Below are 19294 nucleotides of genomic sequence, written 5' to 3' on the forward strand. Positions count from 1 at the left end.
TTGCTGATATAAACTGCCGTTGATCTGTTTGGTCATTCTTATATCAGTGTTTCTTTGCTTAGAAATTCAGGTATCTGGCAACATGGATAGTCCACCCTTATATACCGTGCTTATTGTTGATGACGATCCGGTGACTCGCCTGCTGATGAAGCAATCACTTCAGGATCCGAACTTAACCATTATTGAAGCTCAAAATGGTGAGCAGGCAATCGATTTATTTGCCGAGCATTTACCTGATATAACTTTACTGGATGTCTCCATGCCTGGCATGGACGGATTTACCTGCTGTCGAAAGTTACGTTCACTCCCCAAGGGACAGCAGTCAGCGATTGTTATGGTGACAATACATGACAAAGTTGATGAAATTGAAAAAGCATTTGAGGCTGGCGCTACAGATTTTATTACCAAACCATTCAAATGGCCGTTATTTTCGCACCGAATCCATTATATTCTTAATGCCAACAATACCTTACGAGAACTTAGTCAAAGTCGATCTAAACTAGCCAAGGCTCAAGCTATTGCTCATCTTGTGTATTGGGAATGGGATTTTAAACAGAATAGAATTGATTGTAGTGGTGATCTGTATCGATTATTAGGTATAGAAAATACTTCTCAAGGTGTTTCGTTTAAACATATTATCCGTCATATCTTTCCTGAAGACAGAGCATTGTTTAAACAAGTTTTGCGTCGGGCGATAAATCAAAAACATTCATACGACATTGAATATCGTGTTCAGTCAGAGAGTGGCCAGTTATTTTATCTTCATGAACGTACGGAAATAATAGAAGATTACGATGGTTGGAAAATTATAGGTACTCTGCAAGACATTACATTACTTAAACAGTCTGAGCAGGAAATCGCTTATTTCACTTACTACGATACCTTAACCGATTTACCCAATAGACGTTTGTTTCTCGAACAGCTCGAAACAGCTATTGCTCGAGCCCGACATAAACAACAATCCTTAACCTTGATGTTTATCGATCTGGATCACTTTAAACATATTAATGATAAATTTGGACACTTGGTTGGTGATGTATTGCTGTGTGAAGCTGCAGCAAGAATTAAAGATTGCCTGCGTGATGCAGATTTGATTGCGGTAAGTAAGGATAAGGATGACCGCGTTGCCCGGTTTGCTGGCGATGAATTTACAGTAATGCTGACCAATATTGATAATGTGGATGTACTGGCAAATATAGCGCAACGCATTGTCGCCAAGTTTGAAAAATCATTTGATATAAAAGGTTATAACGTTTTCAGTACGGTCAGTATTGGTATTGCCCTTTTCCCTGAGGATGGGGATAACGTACAAAGCCTGATGCAACACGCTGATGTAGCGATGAACCATGCGAAAGAGCTGGGCCGTAATAATTATCAGTTTTTTTCAACAGAAATGAATGATTACCTTTATGAGCGCTTGCAAATTGAACAGGATCTGCGCCAAGCTCTGGAACGAAATGAATTTCTGCTGTTTTACCAACCACAGATTGAAGTAGAAACTAACAAAATTATCGGATTCGAAGCCTTGCTGCGGTGGCTACATCCAACAAAAGGTCTGTTAGGGCCATTGACATTTATTGATGTAGCCGAAAGCACTGGTTTGATTATTACGATCGGTGAGTGGGTATTGAATCAAGCCTGTCTGCAAACTCATAAATGGCAGCAGCGATTTGGGGGGCAATGGCGGGTTTCGGTAAATTTATCAGCGATGCAGTTTAATCAGCAATTATTGCTTGAGCAGGTTGGACATTGCCTCAATGCCTCGAGGCTACCAGCTTCTTCTCTGGAATTAGAGATAACTGAGACAGCGATGCTTACAGATGTCATGGAAACTATTCCACTATTAAATGCATTAAAAGAAATGGGAGTAGGGCTGGCTATTGATGATTTTGGAACTGGTTATTCTTCACTGAGTTATTTAAAGAATTTCCCGATAAATACCCTGAAAATTGATAAAACCTTTGTGGATGAAATTGTTGGTAACCCTAAAGACGCGGCTATTGCAAGAACGATCGTTCAACTCGCGGATAACCTGGGATTGCGAACGATTGCTGAAGGTGTTGAAAGTGTTGAGCAGGTCAATATGCTTACCACCATGGGGTGTAAGGAGTTACAGGGGTACTATTACAGTAAACCGCTACCGGCGAGTGAAATTGAACGCTTATTGGTGAATGCTTATGGCATGCAAAATCATTAACGACGTTTGGTAGGCATTTTCACAACATCCTGTTCATCTTCATAACGGTCCAGTAAACCAATATCCAATACCGGTGAAGCATCTATATGTTGTGCATCCATCATTTGAGCAACCCGCTTCAATGCCGACATAATCATCGCCTGTTCCCATTCATCTAATTTACTGAATTCACGTGTAAAACGATCCTGTAAAGGGATTGGCGCACTTTTAAGTGTTTCTGTAGCAGCCTCGGTCAAATAAGCATGTACTTTACGTTTATCTGTTTTAGAACGTTGGCGATAGACCAAAGCACGTTTTTCCAAACGGTCCAAAATGGTAGTTACCGTAGCTTGACTTAAACTCATTTCCTGAGCCAACTCACCAATAGTCACTTGTCCTTTATCACGCAATGTTTGTAATAACAGAATCTGTGGTGCGGTCAGTCCTGTAGTTTTAGCAAGATACTTTGAATGTAGGTCGGTGGCACGGATAACTCGGCGTAATGCAATAAGCACTTCTTCAATATGATTCAACAGGTGTTCCCTTTGCTCTTTATCTAAGCCAAGCGCATCGATAGTTTCGGTATTAATTTGAATTGAATTCAACATATTTTCCCACGTTTTTTCATAAATTTTTCAACTTGGGGCAGATCACATAGCTATGTTTTACCAGCTTATCAGCCTGCTTTTTTTAGACAAAACCTAATGATCTCGAACTAAATGTCAGAAGGAAAGTGGTCTGGACATTTAACTTGTTTAGTGTACTATATATTTAGATTCTGTCATCTGCAAGTCATAAATATATGATTGGATTTAATAAATTAAGATCAGCTGACAATTTCTATTTTTTATATCCCACTAATTACTTAGTGTCATAAACATTAGAGTTGATTATAAACATGAGCCAAAACAAGACTGCATCTTTATCAATAAAATTAATACAACCAACTGCAGAGATCGGTGCAGCTGTACATAAACTTATTTCTGAATGCCCGCCACTGGATACCAATTCAATGTACTGCAATTTGCTGCAAAGCAGTCATTTTGCAGAAACAGCTGTTGCGGCTGTTCTCGATCATGACTTGGTGGGTTTTGTTTCCGGGTATCGCATACCCAAACGTCCCGAAACACTCTTTGTATGGCAGGTAGCAGTCGGAGAAAAAGCTAGAGGACAAGGACTTGCCGGACGAATGCTTAAAGAGATTTTGTCGCGTGAACAAAACCGCGATATTAAACGTATTGAAACCACTATAACCCCTGAAAACCAAGCTTCCTGGGCTTTATTTGAAAGTTTGGCCCGCAAGCTGGATACCGAAATAAGCAGTACGGTCATGTTTGATCGCCATCAACATTTTGCTGATCAACACGATACCGAAATGTTAGTCAAAGTTGGCCCATTCAAGCCAATAAGCAACCATTAATACAGATCAGCAATGAAACCAATTTCCACAGGAGAGAAAAGCGAATGAAAATTTTTGAAGAGATCGAATCAGAAGTGCGTTCATATGCCCGTGCATTTCCTCGCTTGTTTGACAAGGCACAAGGCGAGTTGATTTACGATGAAGACGGTAACGAATATATTGATTTTCTGGCTGGTGCCGGATCACTTAATTACGGTCATAATCACCCCGTTTTTAAAGAAAAACTGATTGATTACATTCAACGTGATGGTATTACGCAGGGATTGGATTTACACACTCGAGCTAAAGGTGAGTTTTTAGAAAGTTTTAATGAAAATATTCTTAAGCCGCGAAATCTTGATTACATTGTCATGTTTACTGGTCCTACCGGAACCAATGCTGTTGAAGCGGCTTTAAAAATTGCCCGTAAAAAAACAGGTCGTGAAAACATTATTTCATTCACTAACGGCTGGCATGGTCAGACCCTTGGTGCCTTATCGGTAACAGGCAACTCAACCCACCGAGGCGGTGCAGGTATCGCCTTACATGGTTCAACGCGCATTCCTTATGATGGTTATCTGGGAGATGATTTTGATACGACCAACTTGCTTGACAAGATGTTGTCTGATTCAAGCAGCGGTGTTGATAAACCTGCGGCAGTCATTGTCGAAACCGTACAGGGTGAAGGCGGCATCAATGCTGCTTCGATGACTTGGTTACAAAGCCTTTCAGAAATCTGCAAACGTCATGATGTTTTGTTAATTGTTGATGATATTCAGGCTGGTTGTGGCCGTACCGGTACCTTTTTTAGTTTTGAGGAAGCAGGTATTTATCCTGATATTGTGACTTTATCCAAATCACTGAGTGGTTATGGCCTGCCATTTGCCGTGGTGCTGATGAAACCGGAAGTGGATCAATGGTCTCCGGGTGAGCATAACGGAACCTTTCGGGGAAATAACCATGCCTTTATTACGGCAAAAGCAGCGCTGGATCACTTCTGGAAAGACGATAAATTTGCCAAGGAAGTACAGCGTAAAGGTCAGTATATTGCAGATCGTGTTGATGCCATTGTGGCCAAATACGGTGAAGGCAATTTCAACTCACACGGCCGGGGTATGTTCCGCGGTATTAACTGTGTCAGTGGTGATTTAGCTGGTCAAATTACACGTAAATGCTTCCAGAAAGGTTTGATTATTGAAACCAGTGGTGCCGATGATCATGTTGTGAAATTCCTCTGTCCACTTACGATAAGAGATGAAAATCTGAAAAAAGGTATTGATATTCTGGAGCAGGCGATTAAAGAAGTTTGCGCTAAAGCAGACAGCATTCCGGAAGAAAAAGACTTTTTCGAAGGTGATTATTCAGTAAGCGATGAAGCCAGTAAATCTGATGTGATTGAGCCAGAGAACAAAAAAGCGGCAAGTTAATCAGAACTAATTAGCCATCTGAATTCGGTGATCGGTGCCCCGGTCACCGAAAAAGCCAACTAGCAATTGAGGATTAAATAATGATCGTTAGACAATTACAGGAAGCTCAAAAAACATCTCGCCGTATTGTTTCTCCTGATGGCAATTGGGAAAGCACCCGTATGTTATTAAAAGACGACAAGATGGGGTATTCCTTTCATATCACCACGATTTATGCCGGTGCTGATTTCCGGATGCATTACCAGAATCACCTGGAATCTGTTTATTGCATAAGTGGAGAAGGAGAGGTCGAAACGCTGGATGATGGGAAGGTATACAAAATCACTCCAGGTACGTTATACAACCTGGACCAACACGATCGCCATATCCTGCGTGCATTCAAGGAACTCCATCTCGCCTGTGTCTTTAACCCGCCACTGAATGGTAAAGAAGTTCATAACGCCGAAGGTGCCTATGAATTAGATGCTGAGGCAGTTACTGAATAAGAGTCAACATAACATTCCGGTTGGGTCCGGTATACAACGAATTAACAGAGAGTAGATATGAATTTTCATACGGTAGAAAAAATAGGCGGCACATCGATGAGCGACTATGTCGCCGTGCGCGACAATATTATTCTAAAACCGGTTCATAACGAGTCAATTTACAATCGAGTGTTTGTTGTTTCAGCATATGGTGGTATTACCGATTTGTTGCTTGAGCACAAGAAAAATGGTCAGGCCGGGGTTTATGCCGAATTTGCCAATAGCTTAAACGATGATAGCTGGAAAGAAGCGATGGAAAAACTTAAACAAGAGATTTTTTCCATAAACCAGCAATTATTCAATGATAAAAAAATGTTGAAATTGGCCAATAATTTCATTGGAGAACGTTTGGAAGACGCTGAACGCGTTTTGGCTGATTTACAACGTCTTTGCCAGCATGGTCATTTTGCATTGGACATGCATCTGGCGACAGTACGGGAAATGTTGGCCAGCATTGGTGAGGCGCATAGTGCATGGAACACAGCCGCATTATTGAAAAAAGACAAGATCAATGCTCATTATGTTGATTTAACTGGTTGGCAGACTGACAAACACATGAAACTGGATGAGCGAATTGATAAGGCTTTTGCCAAAATTGATTTGAGCAAAGAGTTACCCATTGTCACCGGTTATGCCCATAGCGATGATGGTCTGATGTCGACCTTTGATCGTGGCTACAGTGAAATGACTTTTAGCCGTATCGCTGTGTTGACTAATGCTAATGAAGCGATCATCCATAAAGAATTTCACTTGAGTAGTGCTGATCCACGGCTGGTCGGTGAAGAAAATGCGGTACCGATTGGCCGAACCAATTACGATGTTGCTGATCAATTAGCCAATCTGGGTATGGAAGCCATTCACCCTAAAGCGGCAAAAGGCTTACGGCAGAATAATATTCCGTTAAGGGTAAGAAACACCTTTGAACCTGAACATGCTGGTACCTTAATTACCGGTGACTATATCAGTAGTAAACCATGTGTAGAAATTATCGCCGGTTGCAAGCACGTTTATGCGTTTGAGCTATTTGATCAAGATATGGCGGGAAATATCGAAACTTATGATCGTGAAATTTTGGCACAGATTCGTAAGAATAAGGCTCATATTATTTCCAAAGATATTAATGCCAATACGATTACTCACTATCTTACAGCCAGCCTGAAGAATATACGCCGGATTAGTGAAGCATTACAGGAGCAATTTCCAGAAGCAGAAATTAATCAGCAAAAAGTTGCTATTGTGTCGGCGATTGGTAGTGATATGAAAATCCCCGGTATTTTGGCGCGTACCGTCAGTGCTCTGGCTGAAAAAAATATCAGTGTACTGGCAATGCATCAATCAATGCGTCAGGTAGATATGCAATTTATTATTAATGAAGACGACTATGCTGGTGCCATCAAAAACCTGCACCGTTATCTCGTTGAAGTTCACGATCATGGAAGAGCCATATGTCTCGCTTCTTAATCACTGTATGCGTGTTTTGCTTGCCAATACTGGCAAATGCTGAAGCTGAAACTGAGAAAAGCCCTCCGTTATCTGAAGCTCAGATGGAACAGTTTGAAGCTGAAATCGAAGTGTTGAAGGAACCACTATATTCACCATTTATTGAGCGTTATGTGCTGGATGAATTAAAACAGCTTCGCACTGATATGGCAGCGCAACGGAATGAGATGATTCAACAAATTGTCAATCGCGAAATCAATGCGGTGGATAAAGCAGTGACCTATTCAACCAATACGGTCACATACTTTTTCTATCTGATTGCCGGAGCAACATCGATATTAGTTTTAGTAGGCTGGACGTCGATACGAGAAATCAAAGAGCGGGTTCATTCATTAGCTGATGAAGAGATTAATAAATTGGTTTCACAATATGAACAGCGATTGCATGCGATTGAACAGCAGCTAAATCAGAAGACGTTACACATTGAAGAAAACCGAGAAGAAATTGAGCGAACCCAGGAATTGCAATCGTTATGGTTACGTGCCGCACAGGAAAATACCGCTTCACATAAAATTGGTATTTACGACCACATTCTGAAAATAAAACGGGATGATTGTGAAGCTTTAACCTATAAAGCTGATGCCGTGTTGGAATTAGGTGAGCCGCAATGGGCTGCCAATCTGTGCCATCAGGCTTTATTGATTGATCCACAAAACAGTCATGCGTTTTATCAGCTGGCATGCTCGTATACCGCCATGAATCAATTTGAAGAAGCATTGTATTACCTTAAGGAAGCCATCTCTCGTAGCGAGAGCTACCGTGAAGAGGTTTCTCAGGATCCTGCTCTGCAACCTTTGCACGATCATCCAGGATTACAAAAACTGTTATATCCCAGTGAAGAAATTAGTCAATGAACTTAAGTTCACCAATGGTGAGGCTTATTGTTCCAGGCCTGCCAACAGGTTTTTTTTCATTCCTGTACTGAAGGGATCTTTACCAAACCAGATGTTGAAATATACTTCGCCAAGCTGTGTGTTATTACTTTGACTTAGCTGTTGACCGTTTTTGAATAACACCAACCCCGTATCGGCAGCATAACGAATATCATAACGATCACCTTTTTCGGCTGGCTGATAACCAGCATTAAACTCCAATAATGCTGGTTTTATTGACTCAAACGTACTTTTATCCAGATTACGCTGAAGCAATTTCACAGACGAGTTTTGAAAATCCTCAGCATCAAAGCTTCGTTTATAGATAAAGGAAAGTTGAATAGTCTGACTGGTCAGTTTGGTGTCGTTACTACATTGTTCACGGTATAACGCCACATCACCGAGATTAAATAACATCACTTTGATTGGCACAGCAGAACATTGCTTTAATGTGAGTTTATCAAGTGCTATTTCCGACTCAAAACTGTTGGCGCTCACTAACTGCAGAGGCACTAGCGAAAACAACAGGATAGGTTTGATCATAATTTTTCCCGTATTTTTCTCAGCGAATAGCCAATGATAGGTAAATGTTGATAAAAACCATCCACACCATCCCAGAAATCTTGGTGAAAAATGATTTGACCCTGTTTATTAAAACGTAATTGACTTATACCGATGGATTCGCTGTTTACCTGTTTTCCCATCACCGTAAATTGCAATCGCATGATCCATCGAACATAAAAGTCGTGTTCACCTCGGGCCACATCTTGCACCTGAGCTTCCAGCCAATCCACCTGCTGCCCGGTTTGTTGTAGATAGTCAACCAGTTCATTTCTATCAGTGATGGTCCTAAAGGTATCGTTGAAATAAAGTTGTTCAGTATAGTTTTCATGAACGATCTTCGCTAGATAGTGTCGTCACGAAACATTGAGCCAGAGTACCAAGCATCTGATCTGCACGGCAGCCAAAAAGGACGCCAGATTCTTGGCATAGCGCGTCGCAATGCCGCGCCAACGCTTGAGATGCAGAAAGGCATTTTCAACCAGGTGGCGCTGCCGGTAGAGATGTCTGTCGTATTCACGTTGCGTCTTCCTGTTCTTTCGCGGCGGGATGACCGCTTGCATCCCCCGGTTTTTTGCTTTCTCAACAATGGCATCGCTGTCGTAACCCTTGTCGGCAATCAAGTGCTGTGCTTCAAGGCCATCAATCAATGCGTCAGCTTGAGAGCAATCCGCTCGGGTAGCCTCTGTAGCAATAATTCGGACCGGCATACCATGCGCATCCACGGCCAGGTGTACCTTGGTGTTGAGCCCCCTTTTGTGCGGCTCATCCCCTGATTGCCGCCTCGTGCGCCCGCCGCATGAGGATGAACCTTGCAGTGACTGGCATCAATCATCAGCCACTCATAGTCGGGCTCATCAATTAGGCATTCCAGCAGCGCCTCCCATACCCCCCGATCTCGCCAGCGACAGAAGCGCCGGTGGGTGTTCTTCCAATCTCCGTAACTGGCGGGCAGGTCTCGCCAGGGCGCTCCCGTGCGCAGTATCCAGAACACCGCGTCAATGAACTGCCGGTTGTTGTGCGCAATGCCGCCCCATTGGCCGCGCTGTCCCGGGAGGTGCGGCTCCAGCAGTGCCCAGGTTGCATCCGAAATGTCATGTCGTCGCGTGCTCTCCATCATCGAAAATACCTCGCCCAGATTGATTTGAGGGCAATTATAACAAATCCCGTGACGACAGTATCTAATTCGCTATGCTGAATCCGATTAAAAATACGCATAAAACCAGTGATGGTCTGATGGGTACCTAGTGGTTGCGACGCTAGTGAATCCAGGGCTTTTGGGTAGTTGTTAACATAGCTACTTTGCATAGATTTTCCATTACCAGCCACTATAAAAATGATTAAAGGTAATAACCACGTCAATTTTGTGACAAGAATATTCATTAACATGGTGTAATTTTCCGATGAACTAAATTCCTGTCTCATCAGAACGTAAAGATTGTGAAAGTGGGGTGAAGGCTGGGGCTATTTTTTGTGGCTTACTGCGGTCAATCGGTGATGTTGATGTCTACACTACCAGCTTTTCCTTTCTCGGACGCAAAAATAGTTGCCAGCAGTTGATGGTTATGAAGGATAAACAATCCACGGTAACTCTTCACATGCAATTCACACTTTGCTGACTAAGCTAACCACCATTAAAAAAGAGACATTTGATGAAATTTATTCGACATTGGTTTGATAATGGTGAACCCCGGGTTTCTTCTGCTGAGTATGACAAGTCAGATACTGGTGTTGACTGGCTCAGAGTCATTCCTTTTATCGTGATGCATTTGGCTTGTCTGACCGTTTTATTTGTGGGCGTTTCCACTGTTGCTGTTGTTACGGCAATAACATTATATTTATTGAGAATGTTTGCCATAACAGCATTTTATCATCGTTATTTTTCACATAAAGCCTTTAGAACTTCGCGAAAAATCCAATTTATCTTTGCCTTGATTGGCGCCAGTGCAACACAACGAGGCCCTTTATGGTGGGCGGCACACCATCGTCAGCATCATCGCTATGCAGATCAGCCTGCCGATCCCCATTCCCCCAAGCAGGGCTTTTTTTGGAGTCATATGGGCTGGTTTCTTTCAGGAAAACATTATCAGGCTGATTATAATCTGGTTCAAGACTGGAAAAGATTTGTCGAGCTACGTTGGCTGGATCGGTTTGATTTAATTGCTCCGGTTCTATTGGCTTTAACCTTATTTATCTTTGGTGTATTACTGGAAAAGTTTGCACCCGAATTGAAAACCAGCGGTTGGCAAATGTTAGTGTGGGGCTATTTCATTTCAACGGTAGTGTTATTACACGTCACGTTGTTGATAAATTCCATGGCGCACCGAATTGGTAAAAAACGATACACAACAAACGATGAAAGTCGTAATAATTTTCTGTTGGCATTACTTACTCTAGGAGAAGGTTGGCACAATAATCACCATCATTACCCGGCTTCCGCCAGACAAGGCTTTTATTGGTGGGAAGTCGATGTAAGTTACTACTTATTAAAGCTAATGCAAAAATCAGGGCTCATCTGGGACGTTCGCACGGTGCCACTTCATAAACGTGATTCCAAGAAAATCATTCCGGAGGCTGATTTATGAAGATTGCGATTGTGGGGGCAGGTATTTCGGGTTTGACCTCCGCGTATTATCTGGCAAAGCAACACGACGTGACGGTGTTTGAAGCGAGTAATTATCTTGGCGGTCATACCGATACCCATTTAGTCGAGGTATCCGGAAGGGCCTTTCATGTGGATACCGGTTTTATTGTTTTTAATGAACAGAATTATCCAAACTTTAGTAAGTTACTGCAGCAATTGGGCGTAGCGAGTCAGCCTACAGAGATGAGTTTTAGCGTGAGCAACACAAGTTCAGGTCTGGAATATAACGCGACGGATCTGAATAAATTATTCTGTCAGCGTCGTAATCTGCTGAATGTCCGTTTTTATCGAATGTTATGGGATTTGGTGCGATTTTATCGTGCGGCTCCTTTACTATTAAATGAAGAGGATGATGGTCTTACGCTAGGTCAATATCTGGCTGTTAATAATTACAGTGATATTTTTATTAATGATCATCTCATTCCAATGGCCTGTGCTTTATGGTCTGGCCCCAGTCTTTCAGTAGTGGATTTTCCAGCACACTATTTTATTCGTTTTATGCATAACCACCATATGCTGTCGTTAACGGATCGCCCTCAATGGCGGGTAGTTAAAGGTGGTTCAAAGACTTATGTTGACGCGCTGGTACAGCAGAGCAATGCAGAATTTATGACGGGTTCTCCAATTCATCGTATAGAACGCAGTAATCAAGGTGTGACCATAACAGTGCATGGCGAAAATTATCAATTCGATAAAGTGATTATTGCCGCCCATGCAGATCAAGCGCTTCGCATGTTGGATCAACCTACTGAAACCGAAGTCGCTGTTTTGGGAGGCATCGGCTTTCAGCATAACGAAATGCACCTGCATACGGATAGCAATATGTTACCGGAAAATCCTTTGGCATGGGCCAGTTGGAATGTCCGGGTAGGGCCAGAGTTACAGCAGCAATGCACAGTGAGTTATCACATGAATACGCTGCAAAGTCTGGATATTCCAGCAGAGCTTATCGTGTCGTTAAATTCCGGACATCTTATTGACCCCAAAAAAGTCTTGGTGCAGCGACGTTATGCACATCCGATTTATAATCTTTCAACACTCAACGCCCAACGTCGCTGGCAGGAAATTATTGATACGCAAAATACGTTTTATTGTGGAGCCTATTGGGGCTGGGGATTTCATGAGGATGGAGTCAGGAGTGCATTGAGAGTTATCGCTGCTCTTGAAAATACTCAGCAGGGAGGCATTAATGTTACCTGATGGAATTTATCGTGGATGGGTGCATCATCAGCGCCATTTGCCAAAAAATCATGCTTTTCAGTATCCACTGGCAATGCTGATGCTGGATCTGGATGAACTGCAATCCCATTTTAAACGCTCGCGTTTCTGGTCTTTGGAGCGCTTTAATCTGATCAGTTTTTACCGTAAGGATTATCTGCAATCCGACCTGGCTGATTTGAAACAGGCAGTGGTGGAGTTAATACAGCAACGCAGTGGTGAGTCATTCTCAGGTACGGTAAAGATCCTTACGCATCCACGTTATCTCGGGTTTATATTTAACCCAGTGACATTTTACTTCTGTTTCGAGCAGCAACAGCTTAAGTTTATTGTTGCTGAAATCAACAATACGCCGTGGAATGAACGTTATGCCTATGTATTGAAAGTGAATCAGCAACAAAGTCAGCCGTGGCGTTTTGTTTTTGATAAACAGTTTCATATTTCACCGTTTATGCCGATGGATATTCAATACCACTGGCGTTTTCAACTGGAACAAGATGCCATCAATATCAACATGGTGTTGATGCGTGAGGGAGAACGCCAGTTTGATGCGACATTACAGACTGACTTCCAGCCAATGACCGCCAGAAGCATGCGTTGGTTACCGATTCGCTATCCGCTACAGACACTCAGAGTGGTAATGCGCATTTATTGGCAGGCATTACGTTTATGGGGAAAACATACTCCTTCTTTCAGTCATCCCGATCAGCAGGCCGATAGTGTGACCCAACCTGTAATACGTCAAGAGGATGATAAATGAATAAATCGGCCGTCATTGAAAAACAAAATGGCAAACCCAGCCGACTGTCGAAACTGTATGAAAAAGCGGTTATCAGTCAGCTGGGCAAGATTCAAAAAGGCTGTATTCATTTACATACAGCAAGTGAAGTTTATGAATTAGGCGATCCACAGGCCGATCTATCGATTAGTCTGACCGTCAATGAGCGGCGCTTTTTTGAAGCTGTCGTGCAAGGCGGCAGCGTCGGTGCTGCAGAGTCTTATATGCAGGGTGATTGGCATTGCAGTGAGCTAACCACTTTGATAAGAATTCTGGTTCGTAACCAGTCATTGACGGATGAACTTGAACAGGGCTTTGCCAGAATTACCGGTGCCTTATTAAAAGGCTTTCACTGGCTTAATCGTAATAGCCGAAGAGGTAGCCGCAAGAATATCGCTGCCCATTACGATTTGGGGAATGAGTTATTTGAGTTATTTCTGGATAAAGACTGGATGATGTATTCGTCCGGATTGTATTACAGCGGTAATGAATCCCTTGAAACTGCGCAACAGCAAAAGCTGACGAGATTGTGTGACAAGCTGAATTTACAGCCGACAGATCATCTGCTGGAGATTGGTACGGGTTGGGGTGGTTGTGCGGTATTTGCTGCTCAGCATTATGGTTGCAGAGTCACAACAACGACCATTTCACAGCAACAATATGATTATGCTGTTCAGCGTGTGGCAAAAGCGGGCCTCACTGATCAGATAACAGTATTGCTTGAAGATTATCGTGATCTGCAAGGGCAATATAACAAGCTGATTTCGATTGAAATGGTCGAGGCGGTGGGGCATCACTATATTGATAATTATTTTCAGCGTTGTGCCGACTTATTAACCCCAGATGGTCTGGCCATCATTCAAGCGATTACGCTGGAAGATCACCGTTATGCCCAGGCAGTAAAATCAGTGGATTTTATCAAGCGGTATATTTTCCCAGGCAGCTTTATCCCCAGTGTCACCGTGCTGAGTAATGCTGCTGCCAAAGCCAAGCTGAAACTCACCAGCCTTGAAGACATTGGCCCAAGCTACGCGATTACTCTGGCCACTTGGCGGGAACGTTTTAACGCTTCGCTGGACAGAGTTCGCGCCATGGGGTATCCGGATTCATTTATTCGGATGTGGGAGTTTTATCTTTGCTACTGCGAAGGTGGTTTTGCCGAACGCAGTATCAGTGACGTGCACTTATTATTCAGTAAAGCCGATAACCGGCGTCCCCAGTGGTGTCCAGCATATGCCTGATCGTCTGACGATAGTTAATTTTTTACTGTTTCAAATCGGTTGGTTTGTCTGTGTATTAAGCGGGGCCGCGGAGTTGAATTCACCGGCCGTTATTTTTACCGTCGCCCTTTTGATCTTTCATTTTCGTTTTTATCGCTGGAAACAGACTGATTACAAACTGGTGCTGGCGGCAATTGTAATCGGTGTCGTGCTGGATTCCAGTTGGTCAGCCTGGAATTTAATGGCTTATCAAGCTCAAACTATTGAACCGATTGCACCCTGGTGGATTTGGTGTTTATGGATAAACTTTGCGTTAACCCTTAACCACTCGCTGTCATGGTTATTAAAACGTCGGGTGATGGCGGGAATATTTTCGGCGGTTGCCAGTCCTGTTTCATATTATGCAGGCAGTCGTTTAGGTGCACTAGACTGGCTGCAACCAGAAATATTAATCGTAGTGCTTGCCATTAGCTGGGGACTGGCAATTCCATTATTACTGACATTGGCTATTTACTGGCGCAATCAGGAATCAGGAAAACAACATGCTGTGGTTTAGTCTTTTCATTGTGTCTTTAATAATGCTTGGCGGTTGGTTTTGGCAAATTCTCAGTAAAAATGCTGGAATTGTCGACGTGTTGTGGGCTTTTTCATTAAGTTTTCTGGCTTTGTTTCATTTGCTGACTAGTGAGGGCTATTTGCCTCAGAGCATCATGGCATCGGGCATCATGCTGCTTTGGTATTTGCGTTTGGGAACACACCTCGCACAAAGGGTGTTAGGCGAAGATGAAGATGGACGATATAAATACCTAAGACAGTACTGGGGCGCTAAAACCAATTTTTACCACTTTTTCTTTTTCCAGTTTCAGGCTTTATTGGCTTGGGGATTTGCCATTCCAGTCTGGTTTATTAATCAGGGACAGATTGAAACTTTAGGACTCGCTCAATATGCCGGTCTTGTTGTCGCCATTATTGCCATTACCGGGGTCACTGTTGCGGATAAGCAATTAGCCAATTTCAAGGCCGACCCGAAAAATAAAGGTGAAGTCTGTGAAACAGGCTTGTGGAATTATTCCAGACATCCGAATTACTTTTTTGAGTGGTTGCACTGGTTTAGCTATCCCTTAATGGCGATTGGCATCGAACACGCAGCGTGGCTCTGGTTGGCGCCATTAGTGATGTTGTTATTTCTGTATTTCATAACCGGCATACCCTACACCGAACAACACGCAATCCGCAGTCGTGGGGATAAATATCGTCGCTATCAACAAACAACCAGTGCATTTATTCCCTGGAGAAAAAAAAATATGAGTCTGATCACTATCGCTGAAAAAGGACTGATACCTGACATGTTAGTAAGAGTTGGCATTCGCATGCTGCTTAAGCAACGCCTGCAAGATGAAAAGGCCTATGATCTGCAAGCCGCCAGTGAAATCAAAAATCAATGCATGGAAATGCTACGAAACAGTCCGATTGCGATAGAAACCCAGGCGGCTAATGAACAACATTACGAAGTACCAGCCGAATTTTATCAGCTGACTTTAGGCAAACATCTCAAATACAGCGGTTGTTGGTGGGATGATTACACCATCTCGCTGGATCAGGCTGAAAAGGCCATGCTCGATATTTATCTCGAACGGGGTGATTTCAAAAACGGGCAGGATATTCTTGAACTCGGTTGTGGTTGGGGATCGCTTACGTTGCATCTGGCTGAGCGGTTTCCGTATTCACGGATCACAGCTGTATCTAATTCTGACTCACAGCGGGAGTTCATTGAAAAACAGGCGTTTGCCCGTGGATTAACGAATATTCGTATCATTACCTGTGATGTCAATAAACTGGAACTGAACACGCAGTTTGACCGGATTGTCTCGATAGAAATGTTCGAGCATATGCGTAATTATCAGCAGCTGCTCAACAATGTAAGTTGCTGGTTAAAGTCTGACGGCAAGCTTTTTGTACATATTTTCTGTCATCGAAATGTTGTCTATCCTTTCGAAACTGAAGGGGATGATAATTGGATGGGACGTTACTTTTTTACAGGTGGATTGATGCCTTCAGCAGACACGTTATTGCATTTTCAGGATGCTCTGCAGATTGAAAAGCAATGGTTGGTCAATGGTCAGCATTACCAGAAAACAGCCGAAGCCTGGCTGAAAAATACGGATAAAAATGCCAGACAGATTAAAGCACTGTTTGATCAAACCTACGGTAAAGGTGAGGGCGCTATCTGGCTACAACGATGGCGTTTGTTCTTTATGGCCTGTGCTGAATTATTTGGCTATCACGATGGAACCGAGTGGTTGGTAACACATTATTTATTTGCCAAGAGAGTAAACTGAGTCGATGGCCAGGTCCAATACAAATCTTCATGCGAAACTGGTTAAAGTTTTTTTAATACAAATAGCATTAATCAGTGTGGTGGCTATCGCCGGAATCTATGCTGCAAAAGCTACCCTTGAAGATGTATTGGTGCGTGCTGCTCTGGAGGGTGAAGCCCAGCATTTCTGGGAGATGCGTGCAGAAGATCCCGCATTTCCATTACCCAACACCATGAACCTTAAAGCTTACATGGCAGAAGGGAATAATTATTCTCAGTTACCACAGGCTTTGCAAGACCTTGGGCCAGGCTTGAAGCGTGCTGAGCTGGCAGGGCAGCAACCCATTGTCTATGTTGAGGATAAGGGGGACCGCCGGTTATATCTAATCTTTGATGAAGTAAAAGTATCTCGACTGGCATTGGTCTTTGGCTTATTACCTTTAGGTATGGTTTTGATAGTGCTTTATCTGTTGGCTTGGATTGCCTATCGCCAATCACATAAGGCGGTTTCACCGATAATGAAATTATCACGGGCAGTTAATGATGTCGATTTTCAGGAAGGTAATTTTCCTCAGCTGGATTTAGATGATCTGCGCAGTATACCGGATGATGAAGTTTCAAGTCTGGTCCGGGCCTTGGATGAATTTACCAATCGTCTGGAAAATTTTGTTGAACGCGAACGGAATTTTACGCGTGATGTCAGTCATGAATTACGTACCCCAATAGCTGTAATCCGTGGGGCATTGGAACTGGTTGAAAGAAAATATGATGCTCAGGCAGTGACAGAAATGAACCGTATGTATCGTACGCTGACGGATATGGAATCATTGATTGAAACCCTGCTGTTGTTAGCCAGAGAGCAGGTTGAGGCATTGCCTTTACGTGAAGTGACTGTTAATAATTTGATCGCCGCGGAACTGGATAATCTGCAAATGATTCATCATGACAAACCTATCACGGTAAATGTTGAAGAATCGGGTATTTTAATCGTGCTGGCTGCTGAACGCGTGTTACCGATTCTTATTGGAAATCTACTGCGTAATGCCTTTAATTACACCCTGCGGGGCAATATTACAGTGTCTATCCGAGCAGACGGGTTTTCGGTTGCTGACAGTGGAATCGGGATGGATCGAGATCAAGTGAAAAAAGTTTTTAAACCTTTTTTTCGTGCTGATGAAAAACAACAAACAACAGGCTACGGTATCGGCATGACTATAGTGAAACGGTTATGTAATCGCTATGAGTGGAATCTTCGCTTATCCAGTAAAATGGGGGAAGGCACGGAAGTCAGTGTGCATTTCCCAAAAGCACAGTTTCGTAGCCGTTAACCTAAATAAGCTCTATAGATCTTCTTCTCTGCAAAGCTTATAACCCACACCTGGTAGGGTATGCATTAACTGATTCTTGAAAGGTTTATCCAGATTTTTCCTCAGATTGTATAAGTGACTCCGAAGCGTATCACTATCGGGTGCATCATCCCCCCAGACTTCAGCTTCCAACCGTTCACGACTGACAATTTTTGGCGATTCGCGCATCAGAATCCGCAGGATGTGCAGGGTTATCGGAGACAGCTTGATAAGCTTATCGCCACGCATAACGCGCATGGTATCAAGGTCGAAGCTAAGATCGGCCACCGTTAACTTTCCACCTTCGAGCTCCCCCCTTTGACGCCTGATCATTGCAATAAGCCTGGCTTCGAGTTCACGCATTTCAAAAGGTTTTATCAAATAATCATCTGCACCTAAATCAAAACCGTTCACCTTGTCATTAATGGTGTCACGAGCCGTCAACATGATGATCGGGGTATGTCGGTGCATTTCCTGGCGTAATCTGCGGCAGACTTCAAAGCCATCAATACCGGGAAGCATTATATCGAGGACGATGGCATCGTAATGGTGTTCTTCACACAATTGCAATGCCGTAATACCATCCGTTGCAAAATCAACGGTAAAACCGCCCACTTCCAGATAATCCCCTACATTAGCAGCTAGATCCCGGTGATCTTCAACAATTAATACTGTCGCTGATATTGTTTTCATAAAGTCCTCTTAAGGCGTACCTCTGCTTAAGTTACGATGTAAAGACATACATCGCAAGTAACAATTTTGGGATTATTTCCCAAAAAACGTTAAAATGGGTTTGACTTATGAAATAACAATCATTATCATTTGCATAAACATTGATAAGTTGAGTTTATTTCATGATAGTTTGTGTATGCAACAACGTGAATGTAGATAAAATAAAAGCATCCATTGATCAGGGCGCTGTCACACTGGATGCTATCCGTGAAAGCACTGGAGCAGCCGCATGCTGTGGGAAATGCCAGTTCAAGGTTAACCGGGTTTTGCAACAACACGCGCCACAGACTCTTGAGCAGGATAGCTATCTGGTTGCCCAAACTGCAAACGTTTCACGCTAGGGGACGTTGCGCAGAATTAGCTTTCTTCCTTAACTTTTCTTCAACGATCATCACACGAATTTTTTTCTTCATGGTTTTCGTGTGGTTTTTACTTAAGTAACAAGTCACTAATTTATTTAACATTAATCTCTAATCATTATTGCCTCTCACTGCCACTGAACAGAATGTAGATGATAAGCGTTATCATTTATCATTAATATCAATAGCTTATCTTTGACATTTGTAATTAATCAACCATA

At 42.9% G+C, this 19294-nt stretch carries 19 protein-coding genes; 14 read left to right on the forward strand and 5 right to left on the reverse strand.

The genetic code is table 11. The features are described from left to right. Positions 1-82 precede the first annotated feature (82 nt). Positions 83-2197: a two-component system response regulator gene (locus Q7A_RS07175; RefSeq protein ID WP_014706673.1), complete on the forward strand. Its 2115-nt coding sequence runs from the start codon at positions 83-85 to the stop codon at positions 2195-2197. Here Q7A_RS07175 and Q7A_RS07180 read toward each other — a convergent pair. Then, positions 2194-2784 (reverse strand): MarR family winged helix-turn-helix transcriptional regulator, encoded by a 591-nt coding sequence (locus Q7A_RS07180; protein WP_014706674.1) that lies wholly within the window; start codon positions 2782-2784, stop codon positions 2194-2196. The genes Q7A_RS07175 and Q7A_RS07180 overlap by 4 nt on opposite strands. Before the next feature lie 290 nt (positions 2785-3074). Between Q7A_RS07180 and ectA the strand changes: the two genes are divergently transcribed. The 5 genes from ectA (at position 3075) to Q7A_RS07205 (ending at position 7880) form a co-directional block, all read left to right on the forward strand. Beyond that, positions 3075-3596: a diaminobutyrate acetyltransferase gene (gene ectA / locus Q7A_RS07185; RefSeq protein ID WP_014706675.1), complete on the forward strand. Its 522-nt coding sequence runs from the start codon at positions 3075-3077 to the stop codon at positions 3594-3596. Between the two features lie 44 nt (positions 3597-3640). After that, positions 3641-5002, forward strand: coding sequence for a diaminobutyrate--2-oxoglutarate transaminase (gene ectB / locus Q7A_RS07190; protein ID WP_014706676.1), 1362 nt, complete (start codon positions 3641-3643; stop codon positions 5000-5002). 80 nt (positions 5003-5082) lie between these two features. After that, a complete protein-coding gene (locus Q7A_RS07195) occupies positions 5083-5487 on the forward strand; it encodes an ectoine synthase (protein ID WP_014706677.1) in 405 nt (134 codons plus the stop codon). Positions 5488-5544: 57 nt separating this feature from the next. Next, complete coding sequence (locus Q7A_RS07200) at positions 5545-6987, forward strand: aspartate kinase (RefSeq protein WP_014706678.1); 1443 nt, start codon at positions 5545-5547, stop codon at positions 6985-6987. Further along, positions 6972-7880 (forward strand): TPR end-of-group domain-containing protein, encoded by a 909-nt coding sequence (locus tag Q7A_RS07205; RefSeq protein WP_014706679.1) that lies wholly within the window; start codon positions 6972-6974, stop codon positions 7878-7880. Before Q7A_RS07200 ends, Q7A_RS07205 begins: the two co-directional genes overlap by 16 nt. Before the next feature lie 24 nt (positions 7881-7904). On the opposite strand, the gene Q7A_RS07210 is transcribed toward Q7A_RS07205, so the two are convergent. The 3 genes from Q7A_RS07210 to Q7A_RS07220 all read right to left on the reverse strand — a co-directional run bounded on the left by Q7A_RS07210 (position 7905) and on the right by Q7A_RS07220 (position 9579). Next, on the reverse strand, positions 7905-8441 hold the full coding sequence (locus tag Q7A_RS07210) for a chalcone isomerase family protein (protein ID WP_014706680.1): 537 nt from the start codon (positions 8439-8441) through the stop codon (positions 7905-7907). Then, a complete protein-coding gene (locus Q7A_RS07215; protein ID WP_014706681.1) occupies positions 8438-8692 on the reverse strand; it encodes a hypothetical protein in 255 nt (84 codons plus the stop codon). The genes Q7A_RS07210 and Q7A_RS07215 overlap by 4 nt, the downstream gene beginning before the upstream one ends. 123 nt (positions 8693-8815) lie before the next feature. Continuing rightward, positions 8816-9579, reverse strand: a protein-coding gene (locus tag Q7A_RS07220) for an IS5 family transposase (protein ID WP_089418518.1) whose coding sequence is annotated in 2 segments (ribosomal slippage) — positions 8816-9207 and positions 9207-9579 — 765 coding nt in all. Because the reading frame shifts where the segments join, the coding sequence is not laid out codon by codon here. Between the two features lie 532 nt (positions 9580-10111). Here Q7A_RS07220 and Q7A_RS07230 point away from each other — a divergent pair. The 7 genes from Q7A_RS07230 to Q7A_RS07265 are packed head-to-tail and all read left to right on the forward strand — an operon-like array spanning position 10112 to position 17964. Next, positions 10112-11044: an acyl-CoA desaturase gene (locus Q7A_RS07230; protein ID WP_014706684.1), complete on the forward strand. Its 933-nt coding sequence runs from the start codon at positions 10112-10114 to the stop codon at positions 11042-11044. Next, positions 11041-12303, forward strand: coding sequence for an NAD(P)/FAD-dependent oxidoreductase (locus Q7A_RS07235; RefSeq protein ID WP_014706685.1), 1263 nt, complete (start codon positions 11041-11043; stop codon positions 12301-12303). The genes Q7A_RS07230 and Q7A_RS07235 overlap by 4 nt, the downstream gene beginning before the upstream one ends. Further along, entirely contained in the window at positions 12293-13081 is a 789-nt protein-coding gene (locus Q7A_RS07240) for a DUF1365 domain-containing protein (protein ID WP_014706686.1), read from the forward strand. Before Q7A_RS07235 ends, Q7A_RS07240 begins: the two co-directional genes overlap by 11 nt. Beyond that, positions 13078-14340 (forward strand): SAM-dependent methyltransferase, encoded by a 1263-nt coding sequence (locus tag Q7A_RS07245; RefSeq protein ID WP_014706687.1) that lies wholly within the window; start codon positions 13078-13080, stop codon positions 14338-14340. Before Q7A_RS07240 ends, Q7A_RS07245 begins: the two co-directional genes overlap by 4 nt. Beyond that, complete coding sequence (locus tag Q7A_RS07250; protein WP_014706688.1) at positions 14333-14875, forward strand: DUF2878 domain-containing protein; 543 nt, start codon at positions 14333-14335, stop codon at positions 14873-14875. The genes Q7A_RS07245 and Q7A_RS07250 overlap by 8 nt, the downstream gene beginning before the upstream one ends. Further along, positions 14862-16658: a DUF1295 domain-containing protein gene (locus Q7A_RS15520; protein WP_169712025.1), complete on the forward strand. Its 1797-nt coding sequence runs from the start codon at positions 14862-14864 to the stop codon at positions 16656-16658. Before Q7A_RS07250 ends, Q7A_RS15520 begins: the two co-directional genes overlap by 14 nt. Before the next feature lie 4 nt (positions 16659-16662). After that, positions 16663-17964: a sensor histidine kinase gene (locus Q7A_RS07265; RefSeq protein WP_014706691.1), complete on the forward strand. Its 1302-nt coding sequence runs from the start codon at positions 16663-16665 to the stop codon at positions 17962-17964. 12 nt (positions 17965-17976) lie between these two features. On the opposite strand, the gene Q7A_RS07270 is transcribed toward Q7A_RS07265, so the two are convergent. Beyond that, positions 17977-18675 (reverse strand): response regulator transcription factor, encoded by a 699-nt coding sequence (locus Q7A_RS07270; protein ID WP_014706692.1) that lies wholly within the window; start codon positions 18673-18675, stop codon positions 17977-17979. Between the two features lie 161 nt (positions 18676-18836). On the opposite strand from Q7A_RS07270, the gene Q7A_RS07275 reads away from it, so the two are divergent. Then, positions 18837-19055, forward strand: a complete 219-nt coding sequence (locus Q7A_RS07275; protein WP_041354445.1) for a (2Fe-2S)-binding protein — start codon at positions 18837-18839, stop codon at positions 19053-19055. Positions 19056-19294: the final 239 nt, after the last annotated feature.

It is taken from the genome of Methylophaga nitratireducenticrescens, assembly GCF_000260985.4.
GTDB lineage: Bacteria > Pseudomonadota > Gammaproteobacteria > Nitrosococcales > Methylophagaceae > Methylophaga > Methylophaga nitratireducenticrescens.

Excerpts from the sequence above, each read along its gene's own strand:
- Q7A_RS07175 (WP_014706673.1), top strand. The coding sequence starts at position 83 with ATGGATAGTCCACCCTTATATACCGTGCTTATTGTTGATGACGATCCG.
- Q7A_RS07180 (WP_014706674.1), bottom strand. The coding sequence starts at position 2,784 with ATGTTGAATTCAATTCAAATTAATACCGAAACTATCGATGCGCTTGGC.
- ectA (WP_014706675.1), top strand. The coding sequence starts at position 3,075 with ATGAGCCAAAACAAGACTGCATCTTTATCAATAAAATTAATACAACCA.
- ectB (WP_014706676.1), top strand. The coding sequence starts at position 3,641 with ATGAAAATTTTTGAAGAGATCGAATCAGAAGTGCGTTCATATGCCCGT.
- Q7A_RS07195 (WP_014706677.1), top strand. The coding sequence starts at position 5,083 with ATGATCGTTAGACAATTACAGGAAGCTCAAAAAACATCTCGCCGTATT.
- Q7A_RS07200 (WP_014706678.1), top strand. The coding sequence starts at position 5,545 with ATGAATTTTCATACGGTAGAAAAAATAGGCGGCACATCGATGAGCGAC.
- Q7A_RS07205 (WP_014706679.1), top strand. The coding sequence starts at position 6,972 with ATGTCTCGCTTCTTAATCACTGTATGCGTGTTTTGCTTGCCAATACTG.
- Q7A_RS07210 (WP_014706680.1), bottom strand. The coding sequence starts at position 8,441 with ATGATCAAACCTATCCTGTTGTTTTCGCTAGTGCCTCTGCAGTTAGTG.
- Q7A_RS07230 (WP_014706684.1), top strand. The coding sequence starts at position 10,112 with ATGAAATTTATTCGACATTGGTTTGATAATGGTGAACCCCGGGTTTCT.
- Q7A_RS07235 (WP_014706685.1), top strand. The coding sequence starts at position 11,041 with ATGAAGATTGCGATTGTGGGGGCAGGTATTTCGGGTTTGACCTCCGCG.
- Q7A_RS07240 (WP_014706686.1), top strand. The coding sequence starts at position 12,293 with ATGTTACCTGATGGAATTTATCGTGGATGGGTGCATCATCAGCGCCAT.
- Q7A_RS07245 (WP_014706687.1), top strand. The coding sequence starts at position 13,078 with ATGAATAAATCGGCCGTCATTGAAAAACAAAATGGCAAACCCAGCCGA.
- Q7A_RS07250 (WP_014706688.1), top strand. The coding sequence starts at position 14,333 with ATGCCTGATCGTCTGACGATAGTTAATTTTTTACTGTTTCAAATCGGT.
- Q7A_RS15520 (WP_169712025.1), top strand. The coding sequence starts at position 14,862 with ATGCTGTGGTTTAGTCTTTTCATTGTGTCTTTAATAATGCTTGGCGGT.
- Q7A_RS07265 (WP_014706691.1), top strand. The coding sequence starts at position 16,663 with ATGGCCAGGTCCAATACAAATCTTCATGCGAAACTGGTTAAAGTTTTT.
- Q7A_RS07270 (WP_014706692.1), bottom strand. The coding sequence starts at position 18,675 with ATGAAAACAATATCAGCGACAGTATTAATTGTTGAAGATCACCGGGAT.
- Q7A_RS07275 (WP_041354445.1), top strand. The coding sequence starts at position 18,837 with ATGATAGTTTGTGTATGCAACAACGTGAATGTAGATAAAATAAAAGCA.